Raw genomic sequence first — 26,587 nt, forward strand, 5'->3', positions numbered from 1 at the left:
GGGGTTGGACGGCTCTTGCTGCGTAGACGAGTCACGCGGCCCTTCTTGGTCGAGGGCTCGGCGCCGCTGCTGAACCCCTGACGTTGGGCGTCAGGTTCCACCCGCAACAAGGGGGGCTCAGGTACTCAGGCGCCGCGAGCGGCGTCAGGTCGACGCTCGGCCCCCGTCAACGGGAACAGTGACGCCATGGATGAAGCTGGCATCCTCGCTGGCCAGGAAGACGATCGCGGAGGCAAGTTCCTCGGGCTCGGCTACGCGGCCTGCTGGTGCCAGACCTGCGAGCTGGTTCACCATCTCGTCGGGGATGCCTTCGGTCATCCGGGTGCGGGTCGGGCCGGGCGCCACGGCGTTCACGCGAACGCCTCGCGGGCCGTATTCGGCGGCCCATGCCTTCGTCAGGAGCTCGAGGGCCGCTCGGCTCGCGCCGTACATCGCCATGCCGGGCTGTCCGAAACTGGCGACCATCGTGCTGACATTGACGATCGAGCCCCATCCACGCTCGGCCATCGCCGGCGCCAGGGCCGCGACGAGGAAGAACGGAACCTTGACGTTCAGTCCGAAGGTCTCGTCGAACTCTGTTTCGGTCGCGGCATCGCTCGGCCCCAGCAGAGCGACTCCAGCATTGTTGACGAGGATGTCGACGTGGCCATCGCCGGCCTCAGTGGCCCATCGCGCCAGGTCCTGTGCCGATTCCAGGTCTCCCAGCGTGGTGAGCCTTGACGACGCCCTACCTCCGCCGCCTTCGATCTCGGCCACGACCCGCCCGGCTCGTTCCGCGTTGCGTCCGACAACCAGGACGTGGGCGCCGCGGGCAGCGAGAGCTATGGCCGTCGCCTTGCCGATCCCGCTGGTGGACCCGGTGACAAGTGCAGTTCTGTCCTTCAGGTCAACAGGCATGCGTTGCGTCCTCCTCCTGCTCAAAGTGGGTTACACAACTCAGTCTGACCCGACCGGACTGGGCTGTCAAACTCAGAATCGCTACTATGGGCGTATGGCGAACAAGACGAACGACCGGCCGCGGCTCACCGCGAAGGGCGAGCGCGTCCGGGCACGAATCGTGGAAGGGGCTGCGGCCTTGATCCACGAGCGCGGGGTCGCGGGCACCACCCTGGAAGACGTCAAGGGGGCAGCAGAGGTCAGCGGCTCGCAGCTCTACCACTACTTTCCCGACAAGAACGAGCTCCTGCAGGCGGTCATCGACTACCACGCCGACACTCTCGTCGATCACAATCGGCAGGCGCTCGGCAGCGAGGACGGAATCGCAGCCTGGCGGAACATGCTGATCGCCGGGGTGATGCACGGCCAGGCAAAGGGCGGCTGCCCACTCGGTTCGCTCGGCGGCCAACTCGCCGAGAGCGACCCCGAGGCCCGAGCCCTCATCGCGGCCGGATTCGAGCGATGGTCAGCCGCCATCAGCGAAGGACTCAGGTCACTTCACGCCGACGGGAAGCTCGCACCCGGCATCGACCCGGACGCCCTCGCCACCACGATGCTCGCCACCCTGCAAGGGGGACTCCTCCTCGCCCAGGTACAACGGAGTACGCGTCCCTTCGAAGTCGCAATCGATACCGTCCTCGCCCTTGCCATCCAGACTTGAGACTCCGATCACCGCCGTCGTGGCGACCCAGACGCTGGCCCGGGTGATCGGAATGATCATCTATGTGCGCGTCGTCCCCGCTTCCTGCCCAGCAGCTGACGACTCGCACACTGCAGGCCACCGAGTCGGTCGGCGCACTGCTCGACGGTGGGCAGCACCCGCTCCGGTGATGGTCGGTGCTTGCGGCCGCCTTCGGGGGGTTTGCGTGTTCTGTGGTCCGCCAGCTGCGGGAACGGTGGGCAGTCCGAGGTGTTCGGCCATCGTCTGGGCAGCGGTCAGGACCCGGCGGCCGAGTTCGGTGGGTTCCATCGGCCGGTCCTTCAGGGTCCGGACCAGTAGCGCTCCGCCGATGTCCCGCTCAAGGCCCCGCAGATGGTCGGTGATGCTGTGTCTGGGTCGGCTGAGTGCCGCCGCAGCGTCCCCGAGGCAGCGGTGCCCGACGATTTTTCTCAATGACTCCCTGCTGCGAACGGCCCTGACGCGCGCCGACACGTCGCCGACCCTTCGCGTGCTCCTGCTGGACCCTGACGCGCCCGCCGTCGCAGCGAGAGCTTCCGAGATCGGGGAGTCGGCCGATTCCATGGCTTCCGGGATCCGCTTGACCGAGGCCCGACTCCGTGAGTTGGCGGGCAAATGCGCCGTGGATGTCTACCACTATGGTGGTCCGCCGACCTGGCGAATCGTCAGGCTGGACGCTGCGCTGTACCTGTCCGCTTTCGACGCGGGCTGGGAGGGGCATGACTCCGCCGTCTACAAGATCATGGCCACGCCGTCGGGCCCGCTGTTCCGAGGCTTCCGCCGGAACGCGTCATGCAAGCTCTGGAGGGCCGCGCCGAGGGTCGTGCGGAGGTCTATGAGGACATCTACTTCGACAACTCGTCCGGCGATCTGGACCGCACGGACCGTGAACTACGCGTCCGCACCGTCCACGGGCGGGATGCGATTCGGTCGCTGCTGACCTACAAGGGCGCGCGGGTCGACGACGTCACCAGGTCGAAACCCGAGCACGAGACCGCCATCGACAATCCGGAGGCGGTGCGCGCCCCGCTGCGGGGCCTCGGACATACACCGTCTATCGCATTTTCGAAGCACTGCCGGAACTACGAATTCGGGGCCGCCGGCCGCAGGATGCTCGCCACCCTGGTCAGGGTCCCCGAGTTGGATGGGACGTTCCTGGAACTGGAGACGATGGTCAACAATGACCTCACGAACGAGCTGTATACCGACGCTGTGGCCGCCCGCCGATAGCTGCGTCGGTATTGTTGGGGGGACGAAAGAGGGACGAGATGTCGCGTTACCACGAGATCAAGTTTCGGGCCGTCACGACGTTCCAGAGGCGGATCGGCAACCCGATCCTCGGCCGGCTGCCCAGCCAGACCCTCCTGGAGACCACCGGGCGCAAATCCGGACTGCCGCGGCGGACGCCGGTCGGCGGGCGGCGCATCGGCGATGTGTTCTGGCTGGTCTCCGAGTACGGCGACAAGTCCCACTACGTACGCAACATCCAGGCGCATCCACACATCCGGCTCCGGCTCAAGGGCCGCTGGCACAACGGCATCGCCACCCCCCTCCCGCAGGACGACCCCCGGGCCCGGCTCCGCACCCTGCCCACCGTCAACAGCGCCACGGTCCGCGCCGTCGGAACGAACCTCCTGACCGTGCGCATCGACCTCGACTGACCCCGGACGAAACTACGGCGAGCGCGACCTCGCTTTTTCCCACCCCCGCACGGGAGGGGGTGGGACGGGGCGGGGTGGTCGCGGCAGGGGCCGTCAAAGCGAGAAACGGGTGCGAGCGGCGTAATAAAGGCACCTCGACTCTTGGCACCCGTTTCGCAGCAGGCCCCAGAGCGACTACCCCGACCCGGCCCGCCCCCGCTGCCATGCACCCACCCGCGCCGCAGGCAAACCGAAACCCCGAACCCCGCAAGCGTCACCGCCCCCCGCTGATCCGATCAAGCCACTCCCGCAACAGCCCCCGCTCCAACTCCGTCAGCGCCGCAGTCTCCGTCAGCACCGCCCGCAGCGCGACCGCCGCGCTGACCGGCCCCGGCGTCGCCACCGCAGGCACCTCACTGGCGATCGCGGCGATCACCGCCTCCCGCGCCAGAGCGGACAGCCCGAGATCCCGCCGCCCCGCGGCCATGCCGATCAGGCTGGCAGCCGTACCGCGCCCACCGGCGTGGACCAGCTGGACGGCGAGCTCCTCGCTGACCCGCAGCCTCCCCGCTTCCGCAATGCGGTGGATGTGTCCGGCGAGGACCTCCATCCCCGCGACCGCCGCCGCAGGCTCCCCGCCGACCCGGGGTTCGCCGTACATGACCAGGTACAGCGCCGGATTGGCCAGCGCGAAGCCGATGTGCAGATCCCAGCCGACCCGCAGGTCCTGCACCGGGTCGTCGCTGGGTTCCAGTCCGGCCTTGCTTTCCAGGTACGCCGCGAAGCCGGCTCCCGCGACCGCGTCCAGCAGCCCCTGCTTGTCGCCGAAGAGCCGGTAGATGGTCGGGGCCTGCACCCCCGCCGCGCTGCCCACGGCTCGCGTCGACACCGCCTCCCGCCCGCCCTCGGCAAGCAGCTCGGCCGTGACGGCAAGAATGCGCTCCCGGGGGCTGCCCTCGGCAGCGTCACTGGCCTCCATGGTGGCAACGATAACAGCACCACGTTAGCGCCCACCGATTACAGTGCTAACATAAAAAGAGTTAGCACTGAAAAAGGGAGCACTCATGATCGTCATCACCGGCGCCAACGGCCAGCTCGGACGAGCAGTCGTCGAGAACCTGCTCGCTCGCGTCCCCGCCGCAGACCTCGGGGTCAGCGTCCGCGACCAGGACAAGGCACGCACCCTGCAGGAGAGGGGTGTCCGCGTCCGCCGCGGAGACTTCACCGATCCCCAAAGCCTCGCGCACGCCTTCGAGGGGGCGTCCCAGGTCCTGATCGTCTCCGCGGACACCACCGGCGAGGCCGCGGTCAACGCCCACCGCACCGCCGTCCAGGCCGCGAAGACAGCAGGCGTGCGCCGCGTCCTCTACTCCAGCCACATGGGTGTCAACCCGTCCTCCCCCTTCGCGCCCATGCCGGACCACGCCGCCACCGAGACGGCTCTCCGCGATTCCGGTCTTGCCTTCACCTCCCTCCGCAACGGCTTCTACGCGAGCACCACGCTGATGCTGCTCCGCGGCGCCCTGCAGACGGGCGAACTCGCCGCGCCGGAGGACGGCCCGGTCTCCTGGACGACCCACGCCGACCTGGCCGAGGCAGCCGCGATCGTACTGGCGACCGAGGGCCGCTTCGAAGGCCCGACCCCTCCCCTCACCGGCTCCGAAGCCCTCGACCTCGCCGACGTCGCGGCCATCGCCTCGGACCTCACCGGCCGCCCGATCAAGCGGGTCACAACCACCGACGAGCAGTACCAGGCAACCCTGGTCTCCCACGGCGTCCCCGAGTCGCAGGCGGCGATGCTCGTCGGTCTCTTCGTCGCCAGTCGCCGGGGCGAGTTCGCCGAGGTCGACCCGACACTCGCCACCCTGCTGGGCCGCCCGCCGACACTGCTCCGAGACTTCCTCAAGGCAACCATCGCAACCACCTAAAAGATCCCACCCACCCCCTCCCTAGGATGCCAAGACAAGATCCATCCAAAAGGAGGCGTCCATGCGCCAGACCCAACGCCCCGTCACCGTCGTGACCGGCGGCAGCCGCGGCATCGGTGCCGCGATCTGCGCCCGCCTCGCCGCCGACGGCCATGACCTCGCCATCGGCTACCGCTCGGACGCCGCAGCAGCCGAGGCCGTCGCCCGGACGGTCCGCGCCGCCGGTGCGGCCTGCGTCACCGTCGCCGTCGACACTGCCGACGCGACCTCCGTCGACCACCTGTTCACCACCACCGCGACCGAACTCGGCCCGGTCACCGGCCTGGTGAACAACGCGGGCGTACGGGGCCCGATGGGCCGCCTCGCCGACGCCGACCCCGACGAGATGCGTGCAGCCCTCGATGTCAACTTCCTCGGCTACCTCCTCTGCGCCCGCCGAGCCGTCCAAGACATGACCGGCACCGCCACCCGCGGCGCCATCGTCAACATCTCCTCCGCCGCCGCGACCCTCGGCGGCCCCGGCGAGTACGTGCACTACGCCGCCGCGAAGGCCGCCGTGGACGGCATGACGATCGGCCTGTCGAAGGAGCTGGCGGCGGACGGCATCCGGGTCAACTGCGTTGCCCCCGGCATCATCTGGACCGAGTTCCACGCGGATCCGCAGCGTCCCGCGAAGCGCGCCGCGGCCATCCCGCTGGGACGCGCGGGCCAGCCGGAGGAGATCGCCGGCGCCGTCTCCTGGCTGCTCTCCGCCGACGCCTCCTATGCGACCGGCACCATCATGCGGGTGGCCGGAGGGATGTAACCGCAGGCCGCGCAACATCAACAAAAGGGACGTCCCCGACCCATCGGGGGCGTCCCTTCTTGCAACCAGCAGAGATTCCTTGCGCAAGAACTCAATGTATGCCCGCAGTTGAATGGCAAAGCTACGAAAATATTTGGTAGGAGCCTTGTGGACCGCCCAGCCGCGTCCTACTGTCGGCTCACCCTCATCACGTTCGCTCCACGCCTCGCGCACACGCACGACGCACACGCACCGCGCACACGCACACGCTTCACCTCGGGCGTCCCCGACGCCCACCCACCCGAAGAGAAACGAGCATTCGATGTCACGGAGCATCACAGGTGCTGCATCGAGCCTGCCCCGCAGGCCCACGCCTCCGCGAAGAGTCGCGGTGACGGCCGCGGCGGTGACCGCGACCGCCCTCGGCCTCACCGGCTTCGTCGGCGGCACGGCCTTCGCCGGCACCGCCGCGCACGGGTCGCAGGGGTCGCACGGGCAGAGCGCTTCCGCCGCCTCCACCCCCGTGGTGACCCGCGCCGCCCTCGACCCCTCGCTGGTCACGGGCCGGGGTGCCACCGTCGGCTTCGCCGAGCAGGAGGCGGAGAACGCCGCGACCAACGGCACCGTCATCGGCACGGGCACGGCCGCCTACACGCTGCCCGCCGAGGCCTCCGGCCGCAAGGCGGTCAGCCTGACGCCGGGTCAGTACGTCGAGTTCACTCTCCCGAGCGCGGCCAACGCGATCACCGTGCGGTACAGCATCCCGGACGCGCCGAACGGCGGCGGCATCACCGCACCGCTCAACGTCTCCGTCAACGGTCAGCACAACTCCACCCTGACGCTGACCTCGCAGTACGCATGGCTGTACAACCAGTACCCGTTCTCGAACGACCCCAACGCCGGGCTGCTGCAGCCCGACTGGTGGATCACCGAGTGCTCCTGCGTGCCGGACCAGACCACCCCGACCCCGGTCATCAACACACCGTTCCGCCCGAACCACTTCTACGACGAGCAGCGCCTGCTGCTCGGCCGTACCTACAAGGCGGGCGACAAGATCCGGCTCGCGGTCCCGGCCGGCAGCGACGCCTCGGCCACCGTGATCGACCTGCTGGACTCGCAGCTGGTCGCGGCCCCGCACGTGGACCTGCTGGCCGCCAACGTGCTGCTGTTCGGCGCGGACCCGACCGGTCGGCGCGACTCCGCCGACGCGATCGACAAGGCGATCGCCTTCGCCAAGAAGACCCACCTCAAGGTCTACATCCCGCCGGGCACCTACCAGGTGAACCGCCACATCATCGTCGACAACGTGACGATCGAGGGCGCCGGCAGCTGGTACACCATCATCAAGGGCCACCAGGTCACCCTGAGCACCCCGGCCCCGGACGGCTCGATCCACACCGGTGTCGGCTTCTACGGCAAGGACGCCTCGGCCGGCGGCAGCACCAACGTCCACCTGTCCGGCTTCGCGATCGAGGGCGACGTCCGCGAGCGCATCGACACCGACCAGGTGAACGGCATCGGCGGGTCGCTGAGCAACTCGACCATCGACGGCCTCTACATCCAGCACACCAAGGTCGGCATCTGGCTCGACGGCCCGATGACCAACCTCAAGATCACCAACAACCAGATCGCCGACCAGATCGCCGACGGCATCAACTTCCACACCGGCGTCACCAACTCGGTGATCTCCAACAACTTCATCCGCAACACCGGTGACGACTCGATCGCCCTGTGGTCCGAGAAGACCGAGGACGCCAACAACACCATCGACCACAACACCGTGCAGACGCCGGTGCTCGCCAACGGCATCGCCGTCTACGGCGGCACCGACAACACCATCTCCAACAACCTGATCGCCGACCCGATCCGTGAGGGCAGCGCGATCCAGGTCGGCTCCCGCTTCGGCTCGGAGGCGTTCACCGGCAACCTGTGGATCACCGACAACACCACGGTCAGGGCCGGTACCTACGAGCTGAACTGGAACATCGGCCTCGGCGCCATCTGGTTCTACGCGCTCGAGAAGAACATCGACGCGAACATCCAGGTGACCGGGGACAACTTCCTCGACAACACCTACAACGCGATCATGCTGGTCACCGACTTCCCGGTGAAGGACCAGTTCTCGATCACCAACGTCCACTTCAAGGACATCAAGGTCGACGGCACCGGGACCTCCGTGGTCAGCGCCCGTTCGGCCGGCGGCGCGACCTTCCAGAACGTGGTCGCCCGCAACGTCGGCGCCGTCGGCGTCAACAACTGCGGCTCGTTCAACTTCACGAGCGCCGGCTCGGAGTTCGCGCTGACCGACCTCGGCGGCAACACAGGGGGCGGCACCACCGGCCCCTGGCTCGCCCCGTGGGAGCTGCCGAACACCATCACCTGCGACGACCGCCCGGCCGTCGTGGTGCCGCCGGCCCCGTCCCCGTGGTGACAGTGACACCACGCCAGTAGGGGACGTCAAGCCCGAACGGGGTCTGCCGGGGTGCCTCCCGGCAGGCCCCGTTCGTGCGTCCTGTTCGTGCGTCCTGATCTGGACTCCGCGCGGGCGGCTGCGTACGGTGACGGGGCCTCAGCAAAAACCGCAACCCTGGAGCCCCGTTGCCCGCCACCCAGCCGAACCAACCTGCCCGACCCGCTGCCGCAGGCCCGCTCGCGGGTGTCCGGGTCGCCGAGCTCGGCGGGATCGGGCCGGTGCCGTTCTGCGGGATGCTGCTCGGCGACCTCGGTGCGGAGGTGGTCCGGGTGGATCACCCGTCAGCGGCCGGACGCCCCAGCCCGTTCCCCGTGGTGCACCGCAACCGCCGTTCCCTCGCCGTGGACCTGAAGCAGCCGCAGGGCGTGGACGCGGTGCTGCGGCTGGTCCAGGACTGCGACGCGGTGATCGAGGGCTTCCGCCCCGGCGCGGTGGAACGCCTGGGCCTCGGCCCGGACGCCTGCCTGGCCCGCAATCCGCGCCTGGTCTACGGACGGATGACCGGCTGGGGCCAGGACGGGCCGATGGCCCAGGAGCCCGGTCATGACATCAACTACATCGCCCTGGCCGGGGCCCTGCACACGATCGGCCCGGCCGACGGCGACCCGGTGCCGCCGCTGAACCTGGTCGGCGACTTCGGCGGCGGCGGGATGCTGCTGGCACTGGGTGTGCTCAGCGCGGTGATCAGCGCACGGACCACCGGCCACGGCCAGGTCGTGGACGCCGCGATGACCGACGGGACCGCGCTGCAGCTGGCGATGACCTACGGCTTCCTGGCCCAGGGCCGCTGGGAGGACCGACGGGGCGTCAACATCCTGGACGGCGGCGCTCCGTACTACGGGGTGTACCGGTGCGCGGACGGCGGGCATGTCGCGGTCGGTGCGATCGAGGGCCCGTTCTACGCGGCGCTGCTGCGGGTGCTGGGGCTCGACACCGACCCGGTCTACGCACGGCAGCAGGACCGCGCCGCCTGGCCCGCGATGCGGGCCGGGCTCGAACGTGCCTTCGGCAGCCGGTCGCGGGACGAATGGGCCCGGCTGTTCGACGGGCAGGGTGCGTGCGTGACGCCGGTGCTGTCGCTCACCGAGGCGGCCGGGCACCCGCACAACGCCGCGCGGGGGACCTACCGTCCGCTGCCGGGCGGCTTCGCCCCCGCCCCCGCACCCCGGTTCAGCGGCACCCCGGCCGCCGAACCGGCACCGGCGGCGACGGTGGGGGCGGACACCGGGCGGGTGCTGGCGGAACTGGGCCTGGCGGACGAGGAGATCACGGCGCTGCGCGACAAGGGCGTCATCGGCTGAGCGGCCCGCCGAGCCGCCCGCCGAGCGGCCGCTCGGCCTCAGCCCACCGCTTCAGCCCGCCGCCTCGGCCTGGTTGAACAGGGCCTGCACACCGTCGCCGAACCGGGCCGCGTAGGAGACGTCCTCGGTATTGCCGCCGGTCTGGTAGCCGCCGATCACGCCCACCAGGGTGCCGGACCCGTCCGTCGGGTCGTAGTCCTCGATCCAGCCGCTGCCGCTGGTGCCGCCCGCGTACCCGGTGCAGTACACGGTCAGCTGACTGGAGCTGAAGCTCCCGCTGCTGCCGGTGCAGCTGATCGGCTCGTCGGTGGCGGACGGGTAGCCGGTGATCTGGACCTGGGTGTCGGTCACCCCGCTGGTGTCCAGCTGGTAGCTGCCGACCACCGACTCCAGCGACTGCCCGTTCAGCGGCTCGACCACGGCGAAGGCCACATCGTGGTCGGGGTCCTGGGAGGAGGTCCAGGCGTCGTCCTCCAGCACCTGGGAGATCTGCCACACGCCGTAGGGGGCGGTGCCGTCGCGGTAGCCGGGGACGAAGGTATGGGTGCTCGTGCCGCTGCTCAGACAGTGCGCGGCGGTGACGATGATGTCCCCGGCGGAGCTGTCCACGACGCTGGCGGTGCAGTGGTGGCCGTCCGCGATGCTTCCGGCGAAGAGCGCGCCGACCTGGCTGGGCTGCTGGGAGGCGGCGAGGGTGACGGACTGCCCGGTGCTGGTACGCGGCGGGGCGCTGACGGACTTGGCGGTGGTCGCCTTGGCCGCTGCTTTGCTCGTCGGCTTGGCGGAGGACGCCGCCGCGGACGGCACAGGTGCGGCGGACGCGGAGGCAGACGCGGAGGCGGTCGCGGTCGGCTGCGCCTGGTCCTGGGCGGCCTGCGGGCGGCTGTCGCTCGCCCGGGCCGCGCCACTCGCGGTGACGAACGCACCACCGCCGAGCATGGCCCCCAGGGCGATCCCGGTCACCACCCGGGCCTTGATCCCGCTGAGCCTGCTCCCCGACCTGCCCGACATGCGTTCCTCCTTGCTTTTGACCCTTCCGATGCTGCGGTGTCGCGCTGAGAGTGGCTTGGGAGCTACCTGAGAGGTTGATGATTACGGAGGGTGCACTCTGGACAGTTAGCTCTTATTAAGAGCTAAAATACATAGGTGGACCGGAACCCTGAAGAGGACGCGACCGAGCTCGCCGAACTGCTGGTCGGCATTCAGCGGTTGATACGCCGCCGACTCCGCCAGGACCTGGAAGGCCCCCGGCTGCGCGGGGCGCAGGTGGAGCTGCTGCGGCTGGTCCGGCTGAATCCGGGCATCGGCGTGGCCGCCGCCGCCAAGGAACTGCACCTCGCCGGAAACTCGGTGTCCACGCTGGTCAACCAGCTGGTCGCGGCCGGGCTGCTGAACCGCGAGACGGACCCGCAGGACGGCAGGGCGGTCCGGTTGACGATCACCGGCGAGGCCGCCGAGCGGATGGGCGGCTGGGACGCCAGGCGCGGAGACCTGGTGAGCCGCAGGGTCGCTGCGCTGTCCGATCAGGACCGGGCGGCACTCGCCGCCGCGCTTCCCGCGCTGCGGGGGCTCGCCGAGGGACTGCACAAGGAAGTCACGGAGGGGATATGACGCTACCGCTGCCCGACCAGGTCTCCGAGCCACCGGCCGAACCTGCGGCCGAACCCGCGGCCGAGCCGGCTACCGCGCCAACCGCCGAGCCGCAGGCCGATAGCCGCTCGGCGGCGGTGCGGTGCAGTGGGTTGGAGTACGCCTTCGGCGACACCAAGGCCGTCGACGGCCTTGACCTGACCGTCGGCGCGGGGGAGGTGTTCGGGCTGCTCGGCCCGAACGGTGCGGGGAAGACCACGGCGATCCGGGCGATCACCACGCTGCTCCCGGTCCCGGTCGGGATGATCCAGGTCTTCGGCCATGACACGGCCAAGGAGAAGATGGCGGTCCGCCGCCTCCTCGGCTACGTCCCGCAGCAGCTCTCCGCCGACGGCGGTCTGACCGGCCGGGAGAACGTCTCCCTCTTCGCCCGGGTGTTCGACGTCCCCCGCCGGGAACGTGCCGCGCGGGTCGCCGAGGCGTTGGAGGCGGTCGGCCTCAGCGAGGCCGCCGAGCGGATGGCCGGCACCTACTCCGGCGGCATGGTCCGACGGCTGGAGCTGGCGCAGGCGCTGGTCAGCGCCCCGCGCCTGCTGATCCTGGACGAGCCGACGATCGGCCTGGACCCGATCGCCCGCACCAGCGTCTGGGAGCGGATCAGCGAGATCCGCGCGGCCACCGGGATGACCGTGCTGGTCACCACCCACTACATGGACGAGGCCGAGCAGTACTGCGACCGGGTCGCGCTGATGCACAAGGGGCGGATCCGCGCCCTCGGCACTCCCGAACGACTCAAGGCGGACCTGGCCGACGTGCTGGAGTCGCCGACCCTCGAGGACGTGTTCCGCCACCACGCGGGCAGCGGCCTCCAGGGCAGCTCGTCCGACAACGCCGACGGAGAGGATTTCCGCGATGTCCGCCGCACCCGCCGCACCGCTACCCGTGTCGGCTGAGGCCGTGCCCGTGCCCGCATCGACCGCGACCGGCTCGCTGGCGCTGCTGCTCGCCCCGCCCAGGGCCCGTACCGGCTGGCGGATCGTCCCGGCCCGGGTCGGCGCGATGTGCATCGTGGAGCTGCAGAAGCTGCGCCACGACCGTACCGAGCTCTACACCCGGGCGGTGCAGCCGGCCCTGTGGCTGCTGATCTTCGGTGAGACCTTCAACCGGATCCATGCCATTCCCACCGGCAGCGTCCCCTATCTGGACTTCCTCGCGCCGGGGATCATCGCCCAGTCCGCGATGTTCATCGCCATCTTCTACGGCATCATGATCATCTGGGAACGGGACGCCGGAGTCCTCACCAAACTGCTGGTCACCCCCACCCCCAGGGCTGCCCTGGTCACCGGAAAGGCCTTCGCGGCCGGGGTGAAGGCGGTGATCCAGGCGCTGGTCGTGGTGGTGTTCGCGGCGATCCTCGGGGTCGGGATGACCTGGAACCCGCTGAAGCTGATCGGGGTGGCGGCCATCGTCATCCTCGGCGGGGCGTTCTTCTCCTGCCTCTCGATGACCATCGCCGGGGTCGTCCTGACCCGGGACCGGCTGATGGGCATCGGCCAGGCCATCACCATGCCGCTGTTCTTCAGCTCAAGCGCGCTCTACCCGGTCAGCATCATGCCCGGCTGGCTGCAGGCGATCAGCAAGGTCAACCCGCTCAGCTACCAGGTCGACGCCCTGCGCGGCCTGCTCCTGGGCACCCCGGCCCATCTGCTGACCGACTTCAGCGTCCTGGTGGTGGCCGCCGGCTGCGGCATCGCGGCGGCCTCGGCGCTGCTGGGACGCCTGGCGAAGTAGCCCGCACGGCGCGTCCGAGGACGCGCGGGGGTGCCCCGACGTACGGTTGCCCGCAGCAGGCGAACGGGCGATCGAGGACGGGGTACCCCAGGCGTGTCGCAGAAGCGGACGAAGCAGGAGAAGTCGGAGAAGCAGGGCAAGCCGGAGAAGCCAGTGGAACCGGCGAAGCTGGAGAAGCTGCCCAGGAAGCCCTACGAGGCTGAACTCGTCCGGCTGCAGGCCGAACTGGTGGTCCTTCAGGAGTGGGTGCGCAGCACCGGGGCCCGGGTGGTCGTGGTCTTCGAGGGGCGCGACGCCGCGGGCAAGGGCGGCGCGATCAAGCGGGTCACCGAGCACCTCAGCCCGCGGGTCGCCCGGGTCGCCGCACTGCCCGCGCCGACCGAGCGGCAGCGCAGCCAGTGGTACTTCCAGCGCTATGTCGAGCACCTGCCGGCGGCGGGGGAGGTGGTCCTGTTCGACCGCAGTTGGTACAACCGCGCCGGGGTCGAGCGGGTGATGGGCTTCTGCACCCAGGACGAGTACCACCGCTTCCTGCACCAGTGCCCGCTGTTCGAGCGGATGCTGGTCGAGGACGGGATCCATCTGCTGAAGTACTGGTTCTCCGTCAGCGACCATGAGCAGGAACGCCGGTTCCGGGCCCGCCGGGACGATCCGATGCGGCGCTGGAAGCTCTCGCCGATGGACCTGGAATCGATCACCCGCTGGGAGGACTACTCCCGGGCCAAGGACGAGATGTTCGTCCACACCGACATCCCCGAGGCCCGCTGGAACGTGGTCGAGAGCGAGGACAAGCGCCGGGCCCGGATCAATATGATCGCGCATCTGCTGTCGGCCGTCCCGTACCACGAGATCCCCACCATGGAGCTGGACTTTCCGAAGCGGCCGCCGTCCCGCGGCTACCAGCGCACCCCGCGCGAGGAGCAGCACTACGTCCCCGATCACGCAGGGACGCTCTCCACCCAGTAGAGCTGCTTGTGGCCGCGGGCCTCGAAGGCCTCGGCGGCGGCCGTCGCGTCGGCGTGCTCGGCGTAGCGGGCGACGACGTAGCGGTTGCCGTTGTCGTCCTGACGCATCAGCACAAAACCCGTCGCGGGCGCGGCGGCAGGCTTGGTTTCAGCATGGTCGGCGATGTCCGTGAGGTGGCGGATGTTGCGCTGGTCGTCGGCGTCCTCGCTCGGTGCGCCGGCGAACCAGGCGTCCAGGATCTCGACGAGCAGCGCCGCAGAGGTCAGCCGCAGGCTGAGGGCCAGCACATTGGCATCGTTCCAGCGGCGTGCCCCGTCGGCCGTGTACGCGTCGCCGCACAGCGCGGCCCGCGCGCCGGGGACCTTGTTGGCGGCGATGGACGCGCCCGTCCCGGTCCAGCAGCAGACCACGGCCTGGTCGGCCCGTCCCTCCAGCACGTCGCGGACGGCGGCCTCGGTGCAGTAGGCCCAGTCGTCGGTGCCCTCCTGCCCGGACGGTCGCAGCGCACCGTGGGCAAGTACCGAGTGGCCCCGGCGCCGCAGCTCTTCCGCGAGCAGCGGGGCCACACCCTCGTCCATGTCGGAGGAGATCGAGATACGCATGCGTCGAGCGTAGCGACGATCAGTCCGTGACCGTCAGTCCATGACCGTGCGGTAGTGGGTGGTCAGCCTGTTGTCCTCATCCAGGACGTGGAAGGCCACCGTCGGCGGATGGGAGGGGTCGAGCATGAACTCGGCGCCCTGCTCCCAGGGCAGGCGGAGGGTGCTCACCACGCCGGGGGCGACCAGCAGCGGGCGTCCGGCGAAGGTGGTCGCGGCGGCGGTGTGGGCGTGGCCGCAGAGCAGCCCGACCACATTGGGGTGCGCGGCGACCAGCGCGGCCAGCGGCTCGGTGTCGAACTGCCGGATGCCGTCGATGAACGGGTGGTGCAGCGTGGCCGGCGGATGGTGGAAGGCGATCAGGACCGGGGTGTCGGCGGGGGTCTCGTCCAGGACGTCGGCCAGCCAGGCGCAGGTGTCCTGGTCCAACCGGCCGGGGGAGGTCCCGGGCACGGTGGAGTCGCACAGCGCGATCACCGCCCTGCCGATCCGCCGGACCCGGTTGACCGGCGCGGCCGGGTCCTCGGCGGCGGGTTCGCCCAGCAGCACCTCGCGGTAGGCGGCGCGGTCGTCGTGGTTGCCGGGGCAGGTCAGCACCGGATGCCGGGAGGTCAGGATCCTCCGGGCCAGCTCGTACTCGCGCGGCAGCCCGTGGTCCGTGATGTCGCCGGTCACCAGCACCGCGTCCAGGTCGAACGGCAGTGCCTCCAGGTAGCGCAGCACCGACCGGGCCCGGGCCGCGCTGCGCGGCGAGTCGTCGATGTGGATGTCACTGAGATGAGCGAGCACCAGCACAGGTCACATCCGTTCGGGAGTGGAAAGGGATGTGGGCCCCTCCGCCAGGCGGAGGGGCCCACACGTCCGTGTCGTCGCCGTGCCGGACCGGTCGGTCAGATCGCGGCGGTCGTGGTGGCGCCGGAGGAGCTGCCGGCCAGCCACTGCGACCAGCTCAGGTCGAAGGAGGCGTAGCCGTTGTCACCGGCGGCCTTGCCGCGGGGGGAACCGGTGATGGTGATCGGGTCACCCTGCTTGACGTAGTTGTAGTACCACTTGGAGTCCGCCAGCGACAGGTGCACGCAGCCGTGCGAGCCGTAGCTGTGGCCCGGGTACGGGTCACCCGTGGAGTAGTGCACATAGGTGCCGGAGAAGGTGAGCTGGACGTCCCACGGCAGGGTGATGTCGTAGTAGTTGGGGTCGTTCTTGTCGCAGGCGATGCCGACGCTGCAGGAGCGCATCCGCACCTCGGGCGCCTTGCCGACGACCGCCATGGTGCCGTCCCAGGACGGGAAGCTCGGGCTGCCGGCGTCGATCGGCATGCTCTTCACGAGCTTTCCGTCGTTGTAGACCTTCATGGAGTGGCCGGGCACCGAGATCTTGGTCTCGATGTCGGAGCCGACGGTGAAGCTGTGCGTGTAGCTGTGGGTGCCGTAGCGGCCGTTGCCGTCGCCCACGTCGGTGAGGTCCGCGACGACCTTCACCTTGGTGCCGGGCGTCCAGTAGTTCTGCGGACGCCAGTCGACCCGCTGGCTGCTGAACCAGTGCCACGCGCCGGTGACCGGCGTCGAGGTGGTCACCTCGAGGTGCTGCTCGATCGCCTTGCGGGCGGACGTGGCCACGGCCTTGGTGAAGACGATGGAGATCGGCATCGCCACGCCGACCGTGCCACCGGTGGCCGGGGTGATCGAGTCCAGCAGCACCGGCGGCCCGGCCGGGTGCGTCGGCGTCGGGCTCGCAGTCGGACTCGGGCTGGAACTGGCGCTCGCGCTGCTGCCCGCACTGGAGCCGCTGCTCGAGCCTCCGCTCGCGCTGACGACGGGGGAGGTGTTCTGGCCCGAGGCCGAGGCATTGCCGCCACAGGCGCTCGCAGTCGCCAGAACGGCACCCGCCAGCAGTGCTATCCCGATGTTGTTCTTGATCCGACCCACGCGCCTGCTCCACTCACGTCACGTCATGCCATCCGAGGTCCGACGCCTCTAGGACTCGTCACCCCGTCCCGGCGGTTGCAGGGAGCATATAATTTAAAGGTCAAGATTCGGACTCGAAGAGCCCTGAGCAGCCCAGGACCCAGGGAGTTCCCAGAAACCTCGGGGCCTCAGGCGTCGAAACCTCGGGCCTCAGGCGTCCCATGCGGCGCCGAGCGCCAGCAGCCGTCCACGATACTCGATCACCTCGGTCCAGGCGTCCGGCCAGGCGTCCGCGCCCAGGTGCGCCCCGGCGAAGGCGCCGGCCAGGGCCGCGATCGAGTCCGAGTCCCCGGAGGAGAAGGCGCCCCGGCGGACCGCGTCCTGCGGGTCGTCCGGCAGCAGCAGGAAGCAGTAGAGGGCTGTGGCGAACGCCTCCTCGGCGATCCAGCCCGCCCCGGTGGCCAGGCAGGGGTCCGCGTCCAGGTCCGGCGCCGACGAGCCGGGGGTCCGGCCGAGCGCGGACTCCAGCCGGTCCAGCACCGCCAGGCACTCGTCCCAGCCGCGGGCGGAGAACCCGGCCCGGTCGGGGTCCTGCGCCTGTTCGGCCAGGTCACCGAGCCAGTCCTCTCGGTAGATCCCGCGGTTCTCCCGCGCGTGGTCACGCAGCAGCGGCAGCAGTTCGGACGGGGCGGTGCCCTGGGCGAGCAGCCAGACCGTGTGCGCGGTGAGGTCGCTGGCGGCCAGCGCGGTGGGGTGGCCGTGGGTCAGCGCGGACTGGAACTGCGCCGCCCCGGAGCGCTGCTCGGCGGTCAGGCCGGGGACCAGCCCGATCGGGGCGACCCGCATATTGGCGCCGCAGCCCTTGGAGCCGACCTGGCTGGCGGCCTGCCAGCGACCGCCCCGGCTCAGCAGCTCGCAGGCAGTGAGGCAGGTCATACCGGGAGCACGGTTGTTCTCGGGGGACCGCCACCAGTCGATGAACTCCGCGCGCACCGGGGCCTCCATCCGCTCGGCGGTCAGCGGTCCGGCCGCCAGCGCGGCGGCCAGGCCCTCGCCGAGGGCCAGCGTCATCTGGGTGTCGTCCGTCACATACGCCGTTCCGGACGAGACCGGGAAGGGGAGTCCGCGCCAGGTGCCGGCCCTCGCGGTGAGCTGCTCGATGGTGTTGAACTCGGTGGGGAAGCCCATCGCGTCCCCGATCGCCAGCCCCAGCAGCGACCCTGTCGCCGCCTGCCTGCCCGTCCCCGCGCCCGTCGTGGTCATCACGGCCCCCGTTCGTCGTTGTCGCGGATCCAATCATGACGCGCCGGGAATTCACCTGATCGGGCGGCCTGTCCCGGAGTCCATGGCCTGCCCCGGAACAGCGTCCTAGGGTCGGAGCCGATGTAGGACGAACGAAAGGCCAGACCGCAGACATGGCACAGCCGTTCACGCTCCCCGACTTCTACATGCCGTATCCGGCACGGATCAACCCCCATGTCGAGGAGGCCCGCGAGCACTCCAAGGCCTGGGCCCGTGAGATGACCATGATCGAGGGCTCCGGCATCTGGGACGAGGCCACCTTCGACGCCCACGACTACGCGCTGCTCTGCGCCTACACCCACCCCGACGCCGACGCGGCCGAACTCGCCCTGGTGACCGACTGGTACGTGTGGGTCTTCTTCTTCGACGACCACTTCCTGGACATCTTCAAACGCACCCAGGACATGGCCGGCGCCAAGGCCTACCTGGACCGGCTGCCGCTGTTCATGGCCGCGACCGGGACCCCGGAGCCGACCAACGCGGTCGAGCAGGGCCTGGCCGACCTGTGGGCCCGCACGGTCCCGGCCATGTCCGCGGACTGGGCCGCGCGCTTCCGGGAGAGCACCCGCGCGCTGCTGGAGGAGTCGCTCTGGGAGCTCAACAACATCAACGAGGGCCGGCTCTCCAACCCGGTCGAGTACATCGAGATGCGGCGCAAGGTCGGTGGCGCGCCCTGGTCGGCCGACCTGGTGGAGCACGCGGTGGGGGCCGAGGTCCCGGCGGCGATCGCCGCCAGCAGGCCGATGCAGGTGCTGAAGGACACCTTCGCCGACGGGGTGCACCTGCGCAACGACCTGTTCTCCTACCAGCGCGAGGTGGAGGACGAGGGCGAACTCGCCAACTGCGTCCTGGTGCTGGAGCAGTTCCTGGGCTGCGACACCCAGCAGGCCGCCGAATTGACCAACGACCTGCTGACCTCCCGGCTGCAGCAGTTCGAGCACACGGCGCTGACGGAGGTGCCGCCGCTGCTGCTGGAGAGCGGCCTCGACCCCAAGTCCTGCCTGGACGTGGGGCTGTATGTGAAGGGGCTGCAGGACTGGCAGTCCGGCGGCCACGAGTGGCACATGCGATCGAGCCGCTACATGAACGGCGCGGGCAGTGCGGGCAGTGCGGTTGGCGCGGGCGGCGCCGGGGCCCCGGCCGACCGCACGCCGGCGCAGCTGCTCGGCGGCCCGGTCGGGATCGGCACGTCCGCCGCCCGGCTGCTCGGCTCGCTGGTCGGCTCACTGCCGCGACGGGCCAGGCAGCACGGCAACGTCCCGCACCGGCCGGTCGGCCATCTCCCGCTGCCCGAGTTCCTGATGCCCTTCCCGCTCCGGCTCAGTCCGCACCTGGACGTCGCCCGCGAGCACCTGGTGGAGTGGGCGCGGCGGATGGGCATCCTGGACGTGGTTCCCGGCGTCCCCGGCTCGGGGGTGTGGAGCGAGGAGAAGATCCGCGACTACGACCTCCCGCTGTGCTCGGCCGGGATCCATCCGGACGCGAGCGTCGAGGAGTTGGACCTCACCAGCGGCTGGCTCGCCTGGGGCACCTACGGCGACGACCTCTACCCGGTGATCTTCGGCCGCACCCCGGACCTGGCCGCCGCGAAGGCCAGTACCGAACGGCTGTCCCTGTTCATGCCGCTGGACCCGGCGGATCCGGCGCCGCCGCCGAGCAGTCCGCTGGAACGCGCGCTGTCGGACCTCTGGACCCGGACCGCGGCGCCGCTGACCCCGGCCGACCGGCGCACCTTCAGGACCGCGATCGAGGACATGGCCGACAGCTGGCTCTGGGAACTGGCCAACCAGAGGCAGAACCGCATCCCGGATCCGGTCGACTATGTCGAGATGCGCCGCAAGACCTTCGGCTCGGACCTGACCATGAGCCTGTCCCGGCTGTCGCACGGCCTCAGCGTGCCGCCGGAGGTCTACCGCTCCCGGCCGATCCGCAACATGGAGAACTCGGCCGCCGACTACGCCTGTCTGCTCAACGACGTCTTCTCCTACCAGAAGGAGATCCAGTTCGAGGGGGAGATCCACAACGCGGTGCTGGTGGTCCAGAACTTCCTGGACTGCGAGCCGCCGGAGGCCCTGGTGGTCGTCAACAATCTGATGACGGCGAGGATGCAGCAGTTCCAGCACATCGTCGACCTGGAACTCCCGGCCCTCTACGACGACTTCGCCCTCCCGGAGCAGGCCAGGCGGGCCCTGGACGGCTACGCCGCCGAGCTGAAGGACTGGATGTCCGGCATCCTCAACTGGCACCGCGGCTGCTTCCGCTACGACGAGGCGAGCCTGATGCGGCACCACGGCTTCCTGCCGGTCGCCGACATCTGGCGGCCCGCCGCCCCGTCCGGCCTCGGCACCTCCGCGGCGCGGCTCGCCGAGGTGTTCAGCGGGGGCGGCGGCGGGAGCGGCGGAGGCGGCGGGGTGGGCGCCCCGGCGGGGATCCGGCTGCCCGCGCAGCGGACGCTGCCCCGCAGCAGCTCATCCCACTGAGAACGAGGAGGTCACGGCCAGCGTGCTTCCGCTGCCTGCGGATTGAGCGAGGAGAGAACATCCAGGACCCGGTCGGCGTCGGCGGAGGTGTTGTAGAGGTGGAAGGAGACCCGGAGGTTTCCGGCCCGGTTGGACACCACCACCTCGGCCTTGGCCAGCTCCGCCGCCGCCGTTCCCAGCCCGGGGACCGAGACGATGGCCGAGGTGCGCCCGGGCGTCGCGGCGTGCCCGAGCGCGGCCAGGCCGTCGCGGAAGCGGTCGGCCAGGGCCAGGTTGTGTGCGCCGATCCGCTCCGGGGTCAGTTCCTCCACCAGTGCCAGCGAGGCCGCCGCCCCCACGAACGGGGACCAGGCGGGGGAGGTGTCGAAGCGGCGGGCGGAGGCGGCGAACCCGACCGAGTCGTAGCAGTTCGCCCACGGGTCCTCGCCCGCGTACCAGCCGGGGGCGAGCGGGCGCAGCGTCGCCGCCGCCTCCGGGCCGACCGCGAGGAAGGAGGTGCCGCGCGGCGAGAGCAGCCACTTGTAGGGGGCGCAGACCAGGAAGTCGGCGTTGTCGGCGCGCACCGGGAGCCAGCCCGCGGACTGGGTGGCGTCCGCCAGCAGCCGTGCCCCGTGGACGGCGGTGGCGGCCCGCAGCGCGGCCAGGTCGGTGACCCGGCCGTCGGCCGACTGCACCACGCTGACCGCGACCAGCGCCGTGGCCGGGCCGACCGCCTCGGCCAGCCGCTCCAGCGGGACGGTCCTGACCACCAGGTCGTCCCGGCTCCGGAACGGCTGGGTCAGCGAGGTGAACTCGCCCTCGGCGAGCAGCACCTCGGCCCCACCGGGCAGTGCCGCCGCCACCAGCCCGACCAGGGCGGAGACCTGCCCGCCGATCGCCACCCGCTCCGGCACGGTGCCCACCAGCCGGGCGAACGAGGCCCTGGCCGCGCCGACCGGCACGTCGTAGCCGACCGGGTCGCAGCGGCCTGCCGCCCATTCCGCCAGATCGGCGCCGAGGGCCGCCCGGGTGCGGCCTGGAAGAAGTCCCATCGACGCGGTGTTGAGGTAGACGGTCTCGGGCGTGAACTCGGCGGGGGCGAGCGAGGGAATCAGGTCGGTGGTCATGGTGACCAGCATTCCTGTCGCCCTTCGGTAAGTCCACGGCGAATTGTGCGTCCGAAATCAAAGCAATGCTTATGAGTCAGTGCTCATGAGCCTTCTGCCACTGGAGAATCACCACCGATGACCACCACCATTGCCGCGTACGCAGCCCCCGCCGCGAAGGCCCCGCTGGAGCGCACCACCGTGCCGCGCCGCGAGGTCGGCCGGAACGACGTCCTCATCGACATCAAGTTCGCCGGGATCTGCCACTCGGACATCCACCAGGCGCGCGACGAGTGGGGCGAGGGCAACTTCCCGATGGTGCCCGGTCATGAGATCGCCGGCGTCGTGGCCGAGGTCGGCCCCGGCGTCACCCGCTACGCGGTCGGCGACCGGGTCGGCGTCGGCTGTTTTGTCGACTCCTGTCGTGAGTGCGCCAACTGCCTGGCCGGCGAGGAGCAGTACTGCCTCAACGGCATGGTCGGCACCTACAACTCCGTCGGCCGCGACGGCACCCCCACCTACGGCGGCTACAGCACCCAGGTCGTCGTGGACGAGAACTACGTCCTGGGCATCCCCGAGGGCCTCGGCCTCGACGCCGCTGCGCCGCTGCTCTGCGCCGGGATCACCCTCTTCTCGCCGCTGAAGCACTGGAACGCCGGGCCGGGCAAGAAGGTCGCCATCGTCGGCATGGGCGGCCTCGGCCACATGGGCGTCAAGATCGCCGCCGCCCTCGGCGCGGACGTCACCGTGCTCAGCCAGACCCTCGGCAAGCAGGCGGACGCGGAGCGGTTCGGCGCCCGGCACTACTACGCCACCCGCGAGGCCGGCACCTTCGAGGAGCTGGCGAACAGCTTCGACCTGATCATCAACACCGTCTCGGCCAACCTCGACCTGGACTCCTACCTCGGGCTGCTCGCCGTGGACGGCACCCTGGTCAACGTCGGCGCCCCGGAGCATCCGGTCTCGCTGAGCGTCTTCTCGCTCATCGGCTCGCGCCGCAGCCTGGCCGGTTCCATGATCGGCGGCATCCGGCAGACCCAGGAGATGCTGGACTTCTGCGCCGAGCACAACCTCGGCGCGGAGATCGAGGTGATCCCGGCCGACCGGATCAACGAGGCCTACGACCGCGTCGTCGCCAGCGACGTCCGCTACCGCTTCGTGATCGACACCTCCACCATCAACTAGCCCGCCACCGCTGCGGGGAGCCCCCGCCCACCCGGGCGGGGGCTTCCTGCTGTGGTCACAACCCCAGCAGCGCTGCTTCCTCGGGGTTTCGCGACCGCCAGGTCGCCGCATCGCGGTTGTCCCGGAACCAGCGCTCGCAGACCGCCCACTCGATGTGATTGCTGCCCGCGTCCTCCAACACCACGTCCGCGACCAGTGCCCCGCACTCTGCGGCGGCGCCGTGGGCGCTGCACACCGTCCTGGCGTTGGTATGCCGCGCAATGGTGGTGATCCGAGACGCCATCGCCCGGGGCTCCTCGACGTAGGTGCGGTCGAACCAGTCGATGAACTGGTGGACCGTGCCGACCTTGGCGACGCGGTCGTGCAGGGCCTTCTGGTCGTGGCCGGTCAGGAACCAGCCGAGAGTGACGGGGGCTCCGCACCCGCATCCGCACGTCCGTGCGGCATGGGGGGAGTCGAAATAGGTCACGGGATTGCGGACCGGTGCGATCGGCTGGGGCTTTCCGACGTAGGCGTCGTAGACCGGGTGTCCTGCTTCCAGGTACCGCCCCTCGATCGCCCGGCGCCCGCCCGGCACCTGGACCAGGCGATCGATCTCGATCGCCTGGCGCACAGTGCCCTCGGCGGACAGCAGGGCGTACTGCTCCCGGTCGGCCCGCTCGCCGAGTACCCAGCAGCCGCGGTTGGCGCGGAACAGCGCCGCGTCGTCCATGTGGGGGTCCCAGCCGACGTGGTCGCGGCCCAGTCCGTCCTGGTCGGGCTTGATGTAGCGCATCTTTCCGAGCGTGATGTGAATCATGCGTGCCCCCATAGCTAGATAGTCGGGTCGCCTTGCCCTGCGACTATCCACAGCCTGGCCTACGGGCTCGATACTTTCAACCCCTGGTCCCCCATGACTATCGGTCAAAAGTAAACTGGGGCAGGGGCCGCGCGGCCCCTGCCCCAGATGCTCGCTCGCTCCGCCCCGGGCTACTGCTTCAGGGCTTCGAGTTGGGCGGTGAGGGTGGGGACGTCGCGGAAGGTGAGGCCGAGGGCGGCCACGTGCTTCCAGCGGAGGGTGCCCTCGGCGTCGACGATGAAGACCGCGCGGCGCAGCATGCTGCCCAGGCCGATGCCGTAGGCGGCGACGGCCTCGCGCTCGGTGTCGGCGAGCAGCGGCATCCGCAGCTGGAACTTGCGGGCGAAGCTCTCATGGCTCTCGATGCCCTGCGGGCTGATCCCCCACACGGTCGCGCCGAGGTCGGTGAACGCCTCGAAGCCGGAGGAGTACGAGCACAGCTGCTTGGTGCAGACGGAGGTCTCGTCCCCGGGGTAGAAGGCGAGGACCACCGGGTGGCCGCGCTCCTCCGACAGGGTCAGGTCGGACCGGACCAGCTCGCCGTCGACGAGTTGGACGGCGGGCAGGGTGAAGTCGGGGGCGGCTTGGCCGACCTCGGGGGTTTTGGCCATCGGGGGGTCTCCTGGGCTGTGGGCGGCATCGGCATCGGTGGGGGACTGCGACGTGTGCCCACTATGCTCCCAGCCCGAAGGCGGTCCCGTACCCGGCCCCCGGTGCCGCGGAGGTGTCTCAGAGGTGTCTCAACGGCCGAAGGGGAGGTACAGGGCGAAGGACAGCACCGTGCCCACGACCGCTGCCAGCCCTGCCATCAGCCACGGCCGGAGCCGCCCGGACCCCTGGTCTTGATCTTCCATCCGAACCCCTGTGTGTGTCCGGCGCCGGCGCGCCCGCCTGGCCCCCGCCACTCAGGAGACGTCGGCCGTCCCGGCGGACAACAGAAATCCGCGCACAGGAGCCGGAAGTTTCTGTGATCCTGCGTGGACCGCACCGTCTCCTGTACAGAGCAACGCGGTACGGCAAGCGAGAGGATCCACGGCGAGATGCGCGCAACCGGTCGGAGCACAGCGGCCCGCAGGACCGCACTGAGCGGGGCGAACGCGGGGACGGTCCTGGCCGCCCGGGAGGGCGACCCCGAGGCCCTGGACGCACTGGTGGCCGCCTCGCTGCCGCTGGTCTACAACATCGTCGGACGGGCCCTCAACGGGCACCCCGATGTGGACGACGTGGTCCAGGAGACCCTGCTGCGGGTGGTCAGGGGCCTCGGCGAGCTGCGGCAGCCGGAGTCCTTCCGGTCCTGGCTGGTGGCCATCGCCGTCCGCCAGGTGCACGACCGGGAGCGGGAGCGGCAGAGTTCGCACACCCACCGCACCGACCTGGACGCCGCCGAGGAGATACCCGACCCGGCCTCCGACTTCGCCGGGCTCACCATCCTCCGGCTCGGGCTCACCGACCAGCGCCGCGAGCTGGCCGAGGCGACCCGCTGGCTGGACGAGGACGACCGGGCGCTGCTCGCGCTCTGGTGGCTGGAGGAGACCGGGGAGCTGCAGCGGGCCGAACTCGCCGACGCGCTCGGCCTCTCCGGACGCCATGCCGCGGTCCGGGTGCAGCGGATGAAGGAGCAGCTGGAGACGGCGCGCACCATCGTCCGCGCGCTCCAGCTGCAGTTCCGGGGCGAACAGCAGTGCGCCGACCTGGCGGAGCTGACCCGCGGCTGGGACGGTGTGCCCAGCCCGCTCTGGCGCAAGCGGCTGGCCCGGCATATCCGGGACTGCGGGCAGTGCGGCGAGCGCGGCGGGCTGCTCTACCCGATGGGGCAGCTGCTGGGCGGGCTGCCGCTGCTGGTCCCGCCGCCGCACCTGTTCCAGGCCGGGGCGAGCGTGATGTCCCTGGCCGGGGGCGGCGCCGGTGCCGGGGCCGGAGCGGCCAAGCACGCGGTGCACGCCCACCGGGCGGTCAAGGGCGGCCTCCGGCTCGCGCTGCACGGCGGGAAGGTGCTGCCGGTCTCGGCCGCCGCCGCTGCGGTGGCGACCGTCGCCGCCGCCGCGGTACTGGTGTCCGGTCTCGGCGGAAGCCCGCCGAAGCCGCGGCCGGCCGCCGCCGCTGCGGTCACCGGGCCCGCGCTGCCGAGCCCCACCGCCTCGCCCACCCCGACCCCCTCGCACAGCCCCTCCGCCACGCCCTCGCACAGCCCGAAGCCCACGCCCACGCACCCGGCGGTGCCGCCGCCGGCGCATGTGGCCACGGTGTCCTCGGCCAAGAAGGGGGTCAGCGTCTGGAGCTTCTCCGGCGTCAACACGGCCCTGACCGAGTCCGGGGCGAGCTGGTACTACACCTGGTCCACCACCCACTCCGGCATCAGCGCGCCGTCCCGGATCGGCTTCGTCCCGATGATCTGGGGCGCGGCCTCGGTCACCCCGACGGCGCTGGCGCAGGCCAAGGCCGCGGGCCCGTACCTGCTCGGGTTCAACGAGCCGGACATGTCGGCGCAGTCCAATATGACGGTCGATCAGGCCCTGTCGCTGTGGCCGAAGTTGATGGCCACGGGCAGCAAGCTCGGCAGCCCCGCCGTGGCCTACGGCGGTGACACCGCGGGCGGCTGGCTGGACCGCTTCATGAGCGGCGCCAAGGCCAAGGGCTACCGCGTCGACTTCATCACCCTGCACTGGTACGGCGGGGACTTCACCACCCCGGACGCGGTGAACCAGCTGCGCTCCTACATCCAGGCCGTCTACAACCGCTACCACCTGCCGATCTGGCTCACCGAGTACGCCCTGATCGACTTCTCCAACGGCACCCGATTCCCCACCGGGCCGCAGCAGGCGGCGTTCGTCACCGCCTCGACCAAGATGCTGCAGGGGCTGTCGTATGTGCAGCGCTACGCCTGGTTCGCGCTTCCGGCCTCGGACACGGCGGCCAGTACCGGCCTGTTCCGCAGCGGACCGGTGGCGACCGACGCGGGCAAGGCCTTCGAGGCCGCGGGCGGCTGAGACCATCGACTGACTCTTCGTCAACAACCTTTCACCGTACGAACGATCGGGCCCGGCCCTCCGCGCAGGAGGGCCGGGCCCGTTGCTTCTGCGACGGGGATCCCGTGCTGGATACCGGG

The 26,587-nt window shown here is 70.5% G+C and carries 23 protein-coding genes and 1 pseudogene; 14 read left to right on the top strand and 10 right to left on the bottom strand.

Going from position 1 to position 26,587, the window contains the following annotated elements:
• Nucleotides 1-144 precede the first annotated feature (144 nt).
• The gene (locus ACEZDG_RS17770) at nucleotides 145-897 is read right to left on the bottom strand and encodes an SDR family NAD(P)-dependent oxidoreductase (RefSeq protein WP_380510127.1); all 753 of its coding nucleotides are present in this window, start codon (nucleotides 895-897) and stop codon (nucleotides 145-147) included.
• 94 nt (nucleotides 898-991) lie between these two features.
• Between ACEZDG_RS17770 and ACEZDG_RS17775 the strand changes: the two genes are divergently transcribed.
• From ACEZDG_RS17775 to ACEZDG_RS17785, 3 genes are all read left to right on the top strand, one after another.
• Entirely contained in the window at nucleotides 992-1,597 is a 606-nt protein-coding gene (locus tag ACEZDG_RS17775; protein WP_380510130.1) for a TetR/AcrR family transcriptional regulator, read from the top strand.
• 810 nt (nucleotides 1,598-2,407) lie between these two features.
• Entirely contained in the window at nucleotides 2,408-2,845 is a 438-nt protein-coding gene (locus ACEZDG_RS17780) for a class IV adenylate cyclase (RefSeq protein WP_380510133.1), read from the top strand.
• Between the two features lie 38 nt (nucleotides 2,846-2,883).
• Nucleotides 2,884-3,276 carry a nitroreductase/quinone reductase family protein gene (locus tag ACEZDG_RS17785; protein WP_380510135.1) on the top strand — a complete coding sequence of 131 codons (393 nt, stop codon included), beginning with the start codon at nucleotides 2,884-2,886 and terminating at the stop codon, nucleotides 3,274-3,276.
• 253 nt (nucleotides 3,277-3,529) lie between these two features.
• Here the strand turns inward: ACEZDG_RS17785 and ACEZDG_RS17790 are convergent, their stop codons facing one another.
• The gene (locus tag ACEZDG_RS17790) at nucleotides 3,530-4,234 is read right to left on the bottom strand and encodes a TetR/AcrR family transcriptional regulator (protein ID WP_380510138.1); all 705 of its coding nucleotides are present in this window, start codon (nucleotides 4,232-4,234) and stop codon (nucleotides 3,530-3,532) included.
• A gap of 85 nt (nucleotides 4,235-4,319) precedes the next feature.
• On the opposite strand from ACEZDG_RS17790, the gene ACEZDG_RS17795 reads away from it, so the two are divergent.
• The 4 genes from ACEZDG_RS17795 to ACEZDG_RS17810 all read left to right on the top strand — a co-directional run bounded on the left by ACEZDG_RS17795 (nucleotide 4,320) and on the right by ACEZDG_RS17810 (nucleotide 9,741).
• Complete coding sequence (locus tag ACEZDG_RS17795) at nucleotides 4,320-5,183, top strand: SDR family oxidoreductase (RefSeq protein WP_380510141.1); 864 nt, start codon at nucleotides 4,320-4,322, stop codon at nucleotides 5,181-5,183.
• A 61-nt stretch (nucleotides 5,184-5,244) separates the two neighbouring features.
• Nucleotides 5,245-5,988 (top strand): SDR family NAD(P)-dependent oxidoreductase, encoded by a 744-nt coding sequence (locus ACEZDG_RS17800; protein WP_380510144.1) that lies wholly within the window; start codon nucleotides 5,245-5,247, stop codon nucleotides 5,986-5,988.
• Nucleotides 5,989-6,289: 301 nt separating this feature from the next.
• Nucleotides 6,290-8,398, top strand: a complete 2,109-nt coding sequence (locus ACEZDG_RS17805) for a glycosyl hydrolase family 28-related protein (RefSeq protein ID WP_380510147.1) — start codon at nucleotides 6,290-6,292, stop codon at nucleotides 8,396-8,398.
• Between the two features lie 167 nt (nucleotides 8,399-8,565).
• Nucleotides 8,566-9,741 (top strand): CaiB/BaiF CoA transferase family protein, encoded by a 1,176-nt coding sequence (locus ACEZDG_RS17810; RefSeq protein ID WP_380510150.1) that lies wholly within the window; start codon nucleotides 8,566-8,568, stop codon nucleotides 9,739-9,741.
• Nucleotides 9,742-9,792: 51 nt separating this feature from the next.
• Here the strand turns inward: ACEZDG_RS17810 and ACEZDG_RS17815 are convergent, their stop codons facing one another.
• Nucleotides 9,793-10,752: a trypsin-like serine peptidase gene (locus ACEZDG_RS17815; RefSeq protein WP_380510153.1), complete on the bottom strand. Its 960-nt coding sequence runs from the start codon at nucleotides 10,750-10,752 to the stop codon at nucleotides 9,793-9,795.
• A 135-nt stretch (nucleotides 10,753-10,887) separates the two neighbouring features.
• Between ACEZDG_RS17815 and ACEZDG_RS17820 the strand changes: the two genes are divergently transcribed.
• From ACEZDG_RS17820 to ppk2, 4 genes are all read left to right on the top strand, one after another.
• Nucleotides 10,888-11,352: a MarR family winged helix-turn-helix transcriptional regulator gene (locus ACEZDG_RS17820; protein WP_380510155.1), complete on the top strand. Its 465-nt coding sequence runs from the start codon at nucleotides 10,888-10,890 to the stop codon at nucleotides 11,350-11,352.
• A complete protein-coding gene (locus ACEZDG_RS17825) occupies nucleotides 11,349-12,284 on the top strand; it encodes an ABC transporter ATP-binding protein (protein ID WP_380510158.1) in 936 nt (311 codons plus the stop codon). The genes ACEZDG_RS17820 and ACEZDG_RS17825 overlap by 4 nt, the downstream gene beginning before the upstream one ends.
• The gene (locus tag ACEZDG_RS17830; protein ID WP_380510161.1) at nucleotides 12,244-13,122 is read left to right on the top strand and encodes an ABC transporter permease; all 879 of its coding nucleotides are present in this window, start codon (nucleotides 12,244-12,246) and stop codon (nucleotides 13,120-13,122) included. Before ACEZDG_RS17825 ends, ACEZDG_RS17830 begins: the two co-directional genes overlap by 41 nt.
• A gap of 153 nt (nucleotides 13,123-13,275) precedes the next feature.
• Nucleotides 13,276-14,088: a polyphosphate kinase 2 gene (ppk2, locus tag ACEZDG_RS17835; RefSeq protein ID WP_380510964.1), complete on the top strand. Its 813-nt coding sequence runs from the start codon at nucleotides 13,276-13,278 to the stop codon at nucleotides 14,086-14,088.
• A 170-nt stretch (nucleotides 14,089-14,258) separates the two neighbouring features.
• Here ppk2 and ACEZDG_RS17840 read toward each other — a convergent pair.
• From ACEZDG_RS17840 to ACEZDG_RS17855, 4 genes and pseudogenes are all read right to left on the bottom strand, one after another.
• Nucleotides 14,259-14,690, bottom strand: a pseudogene (locus ACEZDG_RS17840) (RpiB/LacA/LacB family sugar-phosphate isomerase); the annotation flags it as partial.
• A 33-nt stretch (nucleotides 14,691-14,723) separates the two neighbouring features.
• A complete protein-coding gene (locus ACEZDG_RS17845; protein WP_380510164.1) occupies nucleotides 14,724-15,482 on the bottom strand; it encodes a metallophosphoesterase in 759 nt (252 codons plus the stop codon).
• A 95-nt stretch (nucleotides 15,483-15,577) separates the two neighbouring features.
• On the bottom strand, nucleotides 15,578-16,612 hold the full coding sequence (locus ACEZDG_RS17850) for a L,D-transpeptidase (protein WP_380510167.1): 1,035 nt from the start codon (nucleotides 16,610-16,612) through the stop codon (nucleotides 15,578-15,580).
• 189 nt (nucleotides 16,613-16,801) lie between these two features.
• Nucleotides 16,802-17,854, bottom strand: coding sequence for an ADP-ribosylglycohydrolase family protein (locus ACEZDG_RS17855; RefSeq protein WP_380510170.1), 1,053 nt, complete (start codon nucleotides 17,852-17,854; stop codon nucleotides 16,802-16,804).
• 152 nt (nucleotides 17,855-18,006) lie between these two features.
• Between ACEZDG_RS17855 and ACEZDG_RS17860 the strand changes: the two genes are divergently transcribed.
• On the top strand, nucleotides 18,007-20,373 hold the full coding sequence (locus ACEZDG_RS17860) for a family 2 encapsulin nanocompartment cargo protein terpene cyclase (protein WP_380510173.1): 2,367 nt from the start codon (nucleotides 18,007-18,009) through the stop codon (nucleotides 20,371-20,373).
• Between the two features lie 11 nt (nucleotides 20,374-20,384).
• Here ACEZDG_RS17860 and ACEZDG_RS17865 read toward each other — a convergent pair whose 3' ends face one another.
• Nucleotides 20,385-21,479, bottom strand: a complete 1,095-nt coding sequence (locus ACEZDG_RS17865) for an aminotransferase class V-fold PLP-dependent enzyme (protein WP_380510176.1) — start codon at nucleotides 21,477-21,479, stop codon at nucleotides 20,385-20,387.
• A 117-nt stretch (nucleotides 21,480-21,596) separates the two neighbouring features.
• On the opposite strand from ACEZDG_RS17865, the gene ACEZDG_RS17870 reads away from it, so the two are divergent.
• Nucleotides 21,597-22,643: an NAD(P)-dependent alcohol dehydrogenase gene (locus tag ACEZDG_RS17870; RefSeq protein ID WP_380510179.1), complete on the top strand. Its 1,047-nt coding sequence runs from the start codon at nucleotides 21,597-21,599 to the stop codon at nucleotides 22,641-22,643.
• A 55-nt stretch (nucleotides 22,644-22,698) separates the two neighbouring features.
• On the opposite strand, the gene ACEZDG_RS17875 is transcribed toward ACEZDG_RS17870, so the two are convergent.
• Together ACEZDG_RS17875 and ACEZDG_RS17880 are read right to left on the bottom strand one after the other, a co-directional pair.
• Entirely contained in the window at nucleotides 22,699-23,442 is a 744-nt protein-coding gene (locus tag ACEZDG_RS17875; protein ID WP_380510182.1) for a hypothetical protein, read from the bottom strand.
• 170 nt (nucleotides 23,443-23,612) lie between these two features.
• Nucleotides 23,613-24,092 (bottom strand): peroxiredoxin, encoded by a 480-nt coding sequence (locus ACEZDG_RS17880; RefSeq protein ID WP_380510185.1) that lies wholly within the window; start codon nucleotides 24,090-24,092, stop codon nucleotides 23,613-23,615.
• 429 nt (nucleotides 24,093-24,521) lie between these two features.
• Here ACEZDG_RS17880 and ACEZDG_RS17885 point away from each other — a divergent pair, with 429 nt between their 5' ends.
• Nucleotides 24,522-26,468 carry a sigma-70 family RNA polymerase sigma factor gene (locus ACEZDG_RS17885; RefSeq protein WP_380510188.1) on the top strand — a complete coding sequence of 649 codons (1,947 nt, stop codon included), beginning with the start codon at nucleotides 24,522-24,524 and terminating at the stop codon, nucleotides 26,466-26,468.
• Nucleotides 26,469-26,587 lie beyond the last annotated feature (119 nt).

Source organism: Streptacidiphilus alkalitolerans (genome assembly GCF_042511045.1).
GTDB lineage: Bacteria > Actinomycetota > Actinomycetes > Streptomycetales > Streptomycetaceae > Streptacidiphilus > Streptacidiphilus alkalitolerans.

Bases quoted from the DNA above. Each gene is read 5' to 3' on its own strand.
- ACEZDG_RS17780 (WP_380510133.1), top strand. From the start codon at position 2,408: ATGCAAGCTCTGGAGGGCCGCGCCGAGGGTCGTGCGGAGGTCTATGAG.
- ACEZDG_RS17805 (WP_380510147.1), top strand. From the start codon at position 6,290: ATGTCACGGAGCATCACAGGTGCTGCATCGAGCCTGCCCCGCAGGCCC.
- ACEZDG_RS17790 (WP_380510138.1), bottom strand. From the start codon at position 4,234: ATGGAGGCCAGTGACGCTGCCGAGGGCAGCCCCCGGGAGCGCATTCTT.
- ACEZDG_RS17860 (WP_380510173.1), top strand. From the start codon at position 18,007: ATGGCACAGCCGTTCACGCTCCCCGACTTCTACATGCCGTATCCGGCA.
- ACEZDG_RS17795 (WP_380510141.1), top strand. From the start codon at position 4,320: ATGATCGTCATCACCGGCGCCAACGGCCAGCTCGGACGAGCAGTCGTC.
- ACEZDG_RS17800 (WP_380510144.1), top strand. From the start codon at position 5,245: ATGCGCCAGACCCAACGCCCCGTCACCGTCGTGACCGGCGGCAGCCGC.
- ACEZDG_RS17785 (WP_380510135.1), top strand. From the start codon at position 2,884: ATGTCGCGTTACCACGAGATCAAGTTTCGGGCCGTCACGACGTTCCAG.
- ACEZDG_RS17770 (WP_380510127.1), bottom strand. From the start codon at position 897: ATGCCTGTTGACCTGAAGGACAGAACTGCACTTGTCACCGGGTCCACC.
- ACEZDG_RS17855 (WP_380510170.1), bottom strand. From the start codon at position 17,854: ATGACCACGACGGGCGCGGGGACGGGCAGGCAGGCGGCGACAGGGTCG.
- ACEZDG_RS17815 (WP_380510153.1), bottom strand. From the start codon at position 10,752: ATGTCGGGCAGGTCGGGGAGCAGGCTCAGCGGGATCAAGGCCCGGGTG.
- ACEZDG_RS17870 (WP_380510179.1), top strand. From the start codon at position 21,597: ATGACCACCACCATTGCCGCGTACGCAGCCCCCGCCGCGAAGGCCCCG.
- ACEZDG_RS17885 (WP_380510188.1), top strand. From the start codon at position 24,522: ATGCGCGCAACCGGTCGGAGCACAGCGGCCCGCAGGACCGCACTGAGC.
- ACEZDG_RS17830 (WP_380510161.1), top strand. From the start codon at position 12,244: ATGTCCGCCGCACCCGCCGCACCGCTACCCGTGTCGGCTGAGGCCGTG.
- ACEZDG_RS17775 (WP_380510130.1), top strand. From the start codon at position 992: ATGGCGAACAAGACGAACGACCGGCCGCGGCTCACCGCGAAGGGCGAG.
- ACEZDG_RS17825 (WP_380510158.1), top strand. From the start codon at position 11,349: ATGACGCTACCGCTGCCCGACCAGGTCTCCGAGCCACCGGCCGAACCT.
- ACEZDG_RS17875 (WP_380510182.1), bottom strand. From the start codon at position 23,442: ATGATTCACATCACGCTCGGAAAGATGCGCTACATCAAGCCCGACCAG.
- ACEZDG_RS17880 (WP_380510185.1), bottom strand. From the start codon at position 24,092: ATGGCCAAAACCCCCGAGGTCGGCCAAGCCGCCCCCGACTTCACCCTG.
- ACEZDG_RS17865 (WP_380510176.1), bottom strand. From the start codon at position 21,479: ATGACCACCGACCTGATTCCCTCGCTCGCCCCCGCCGAGTTCACGCCC.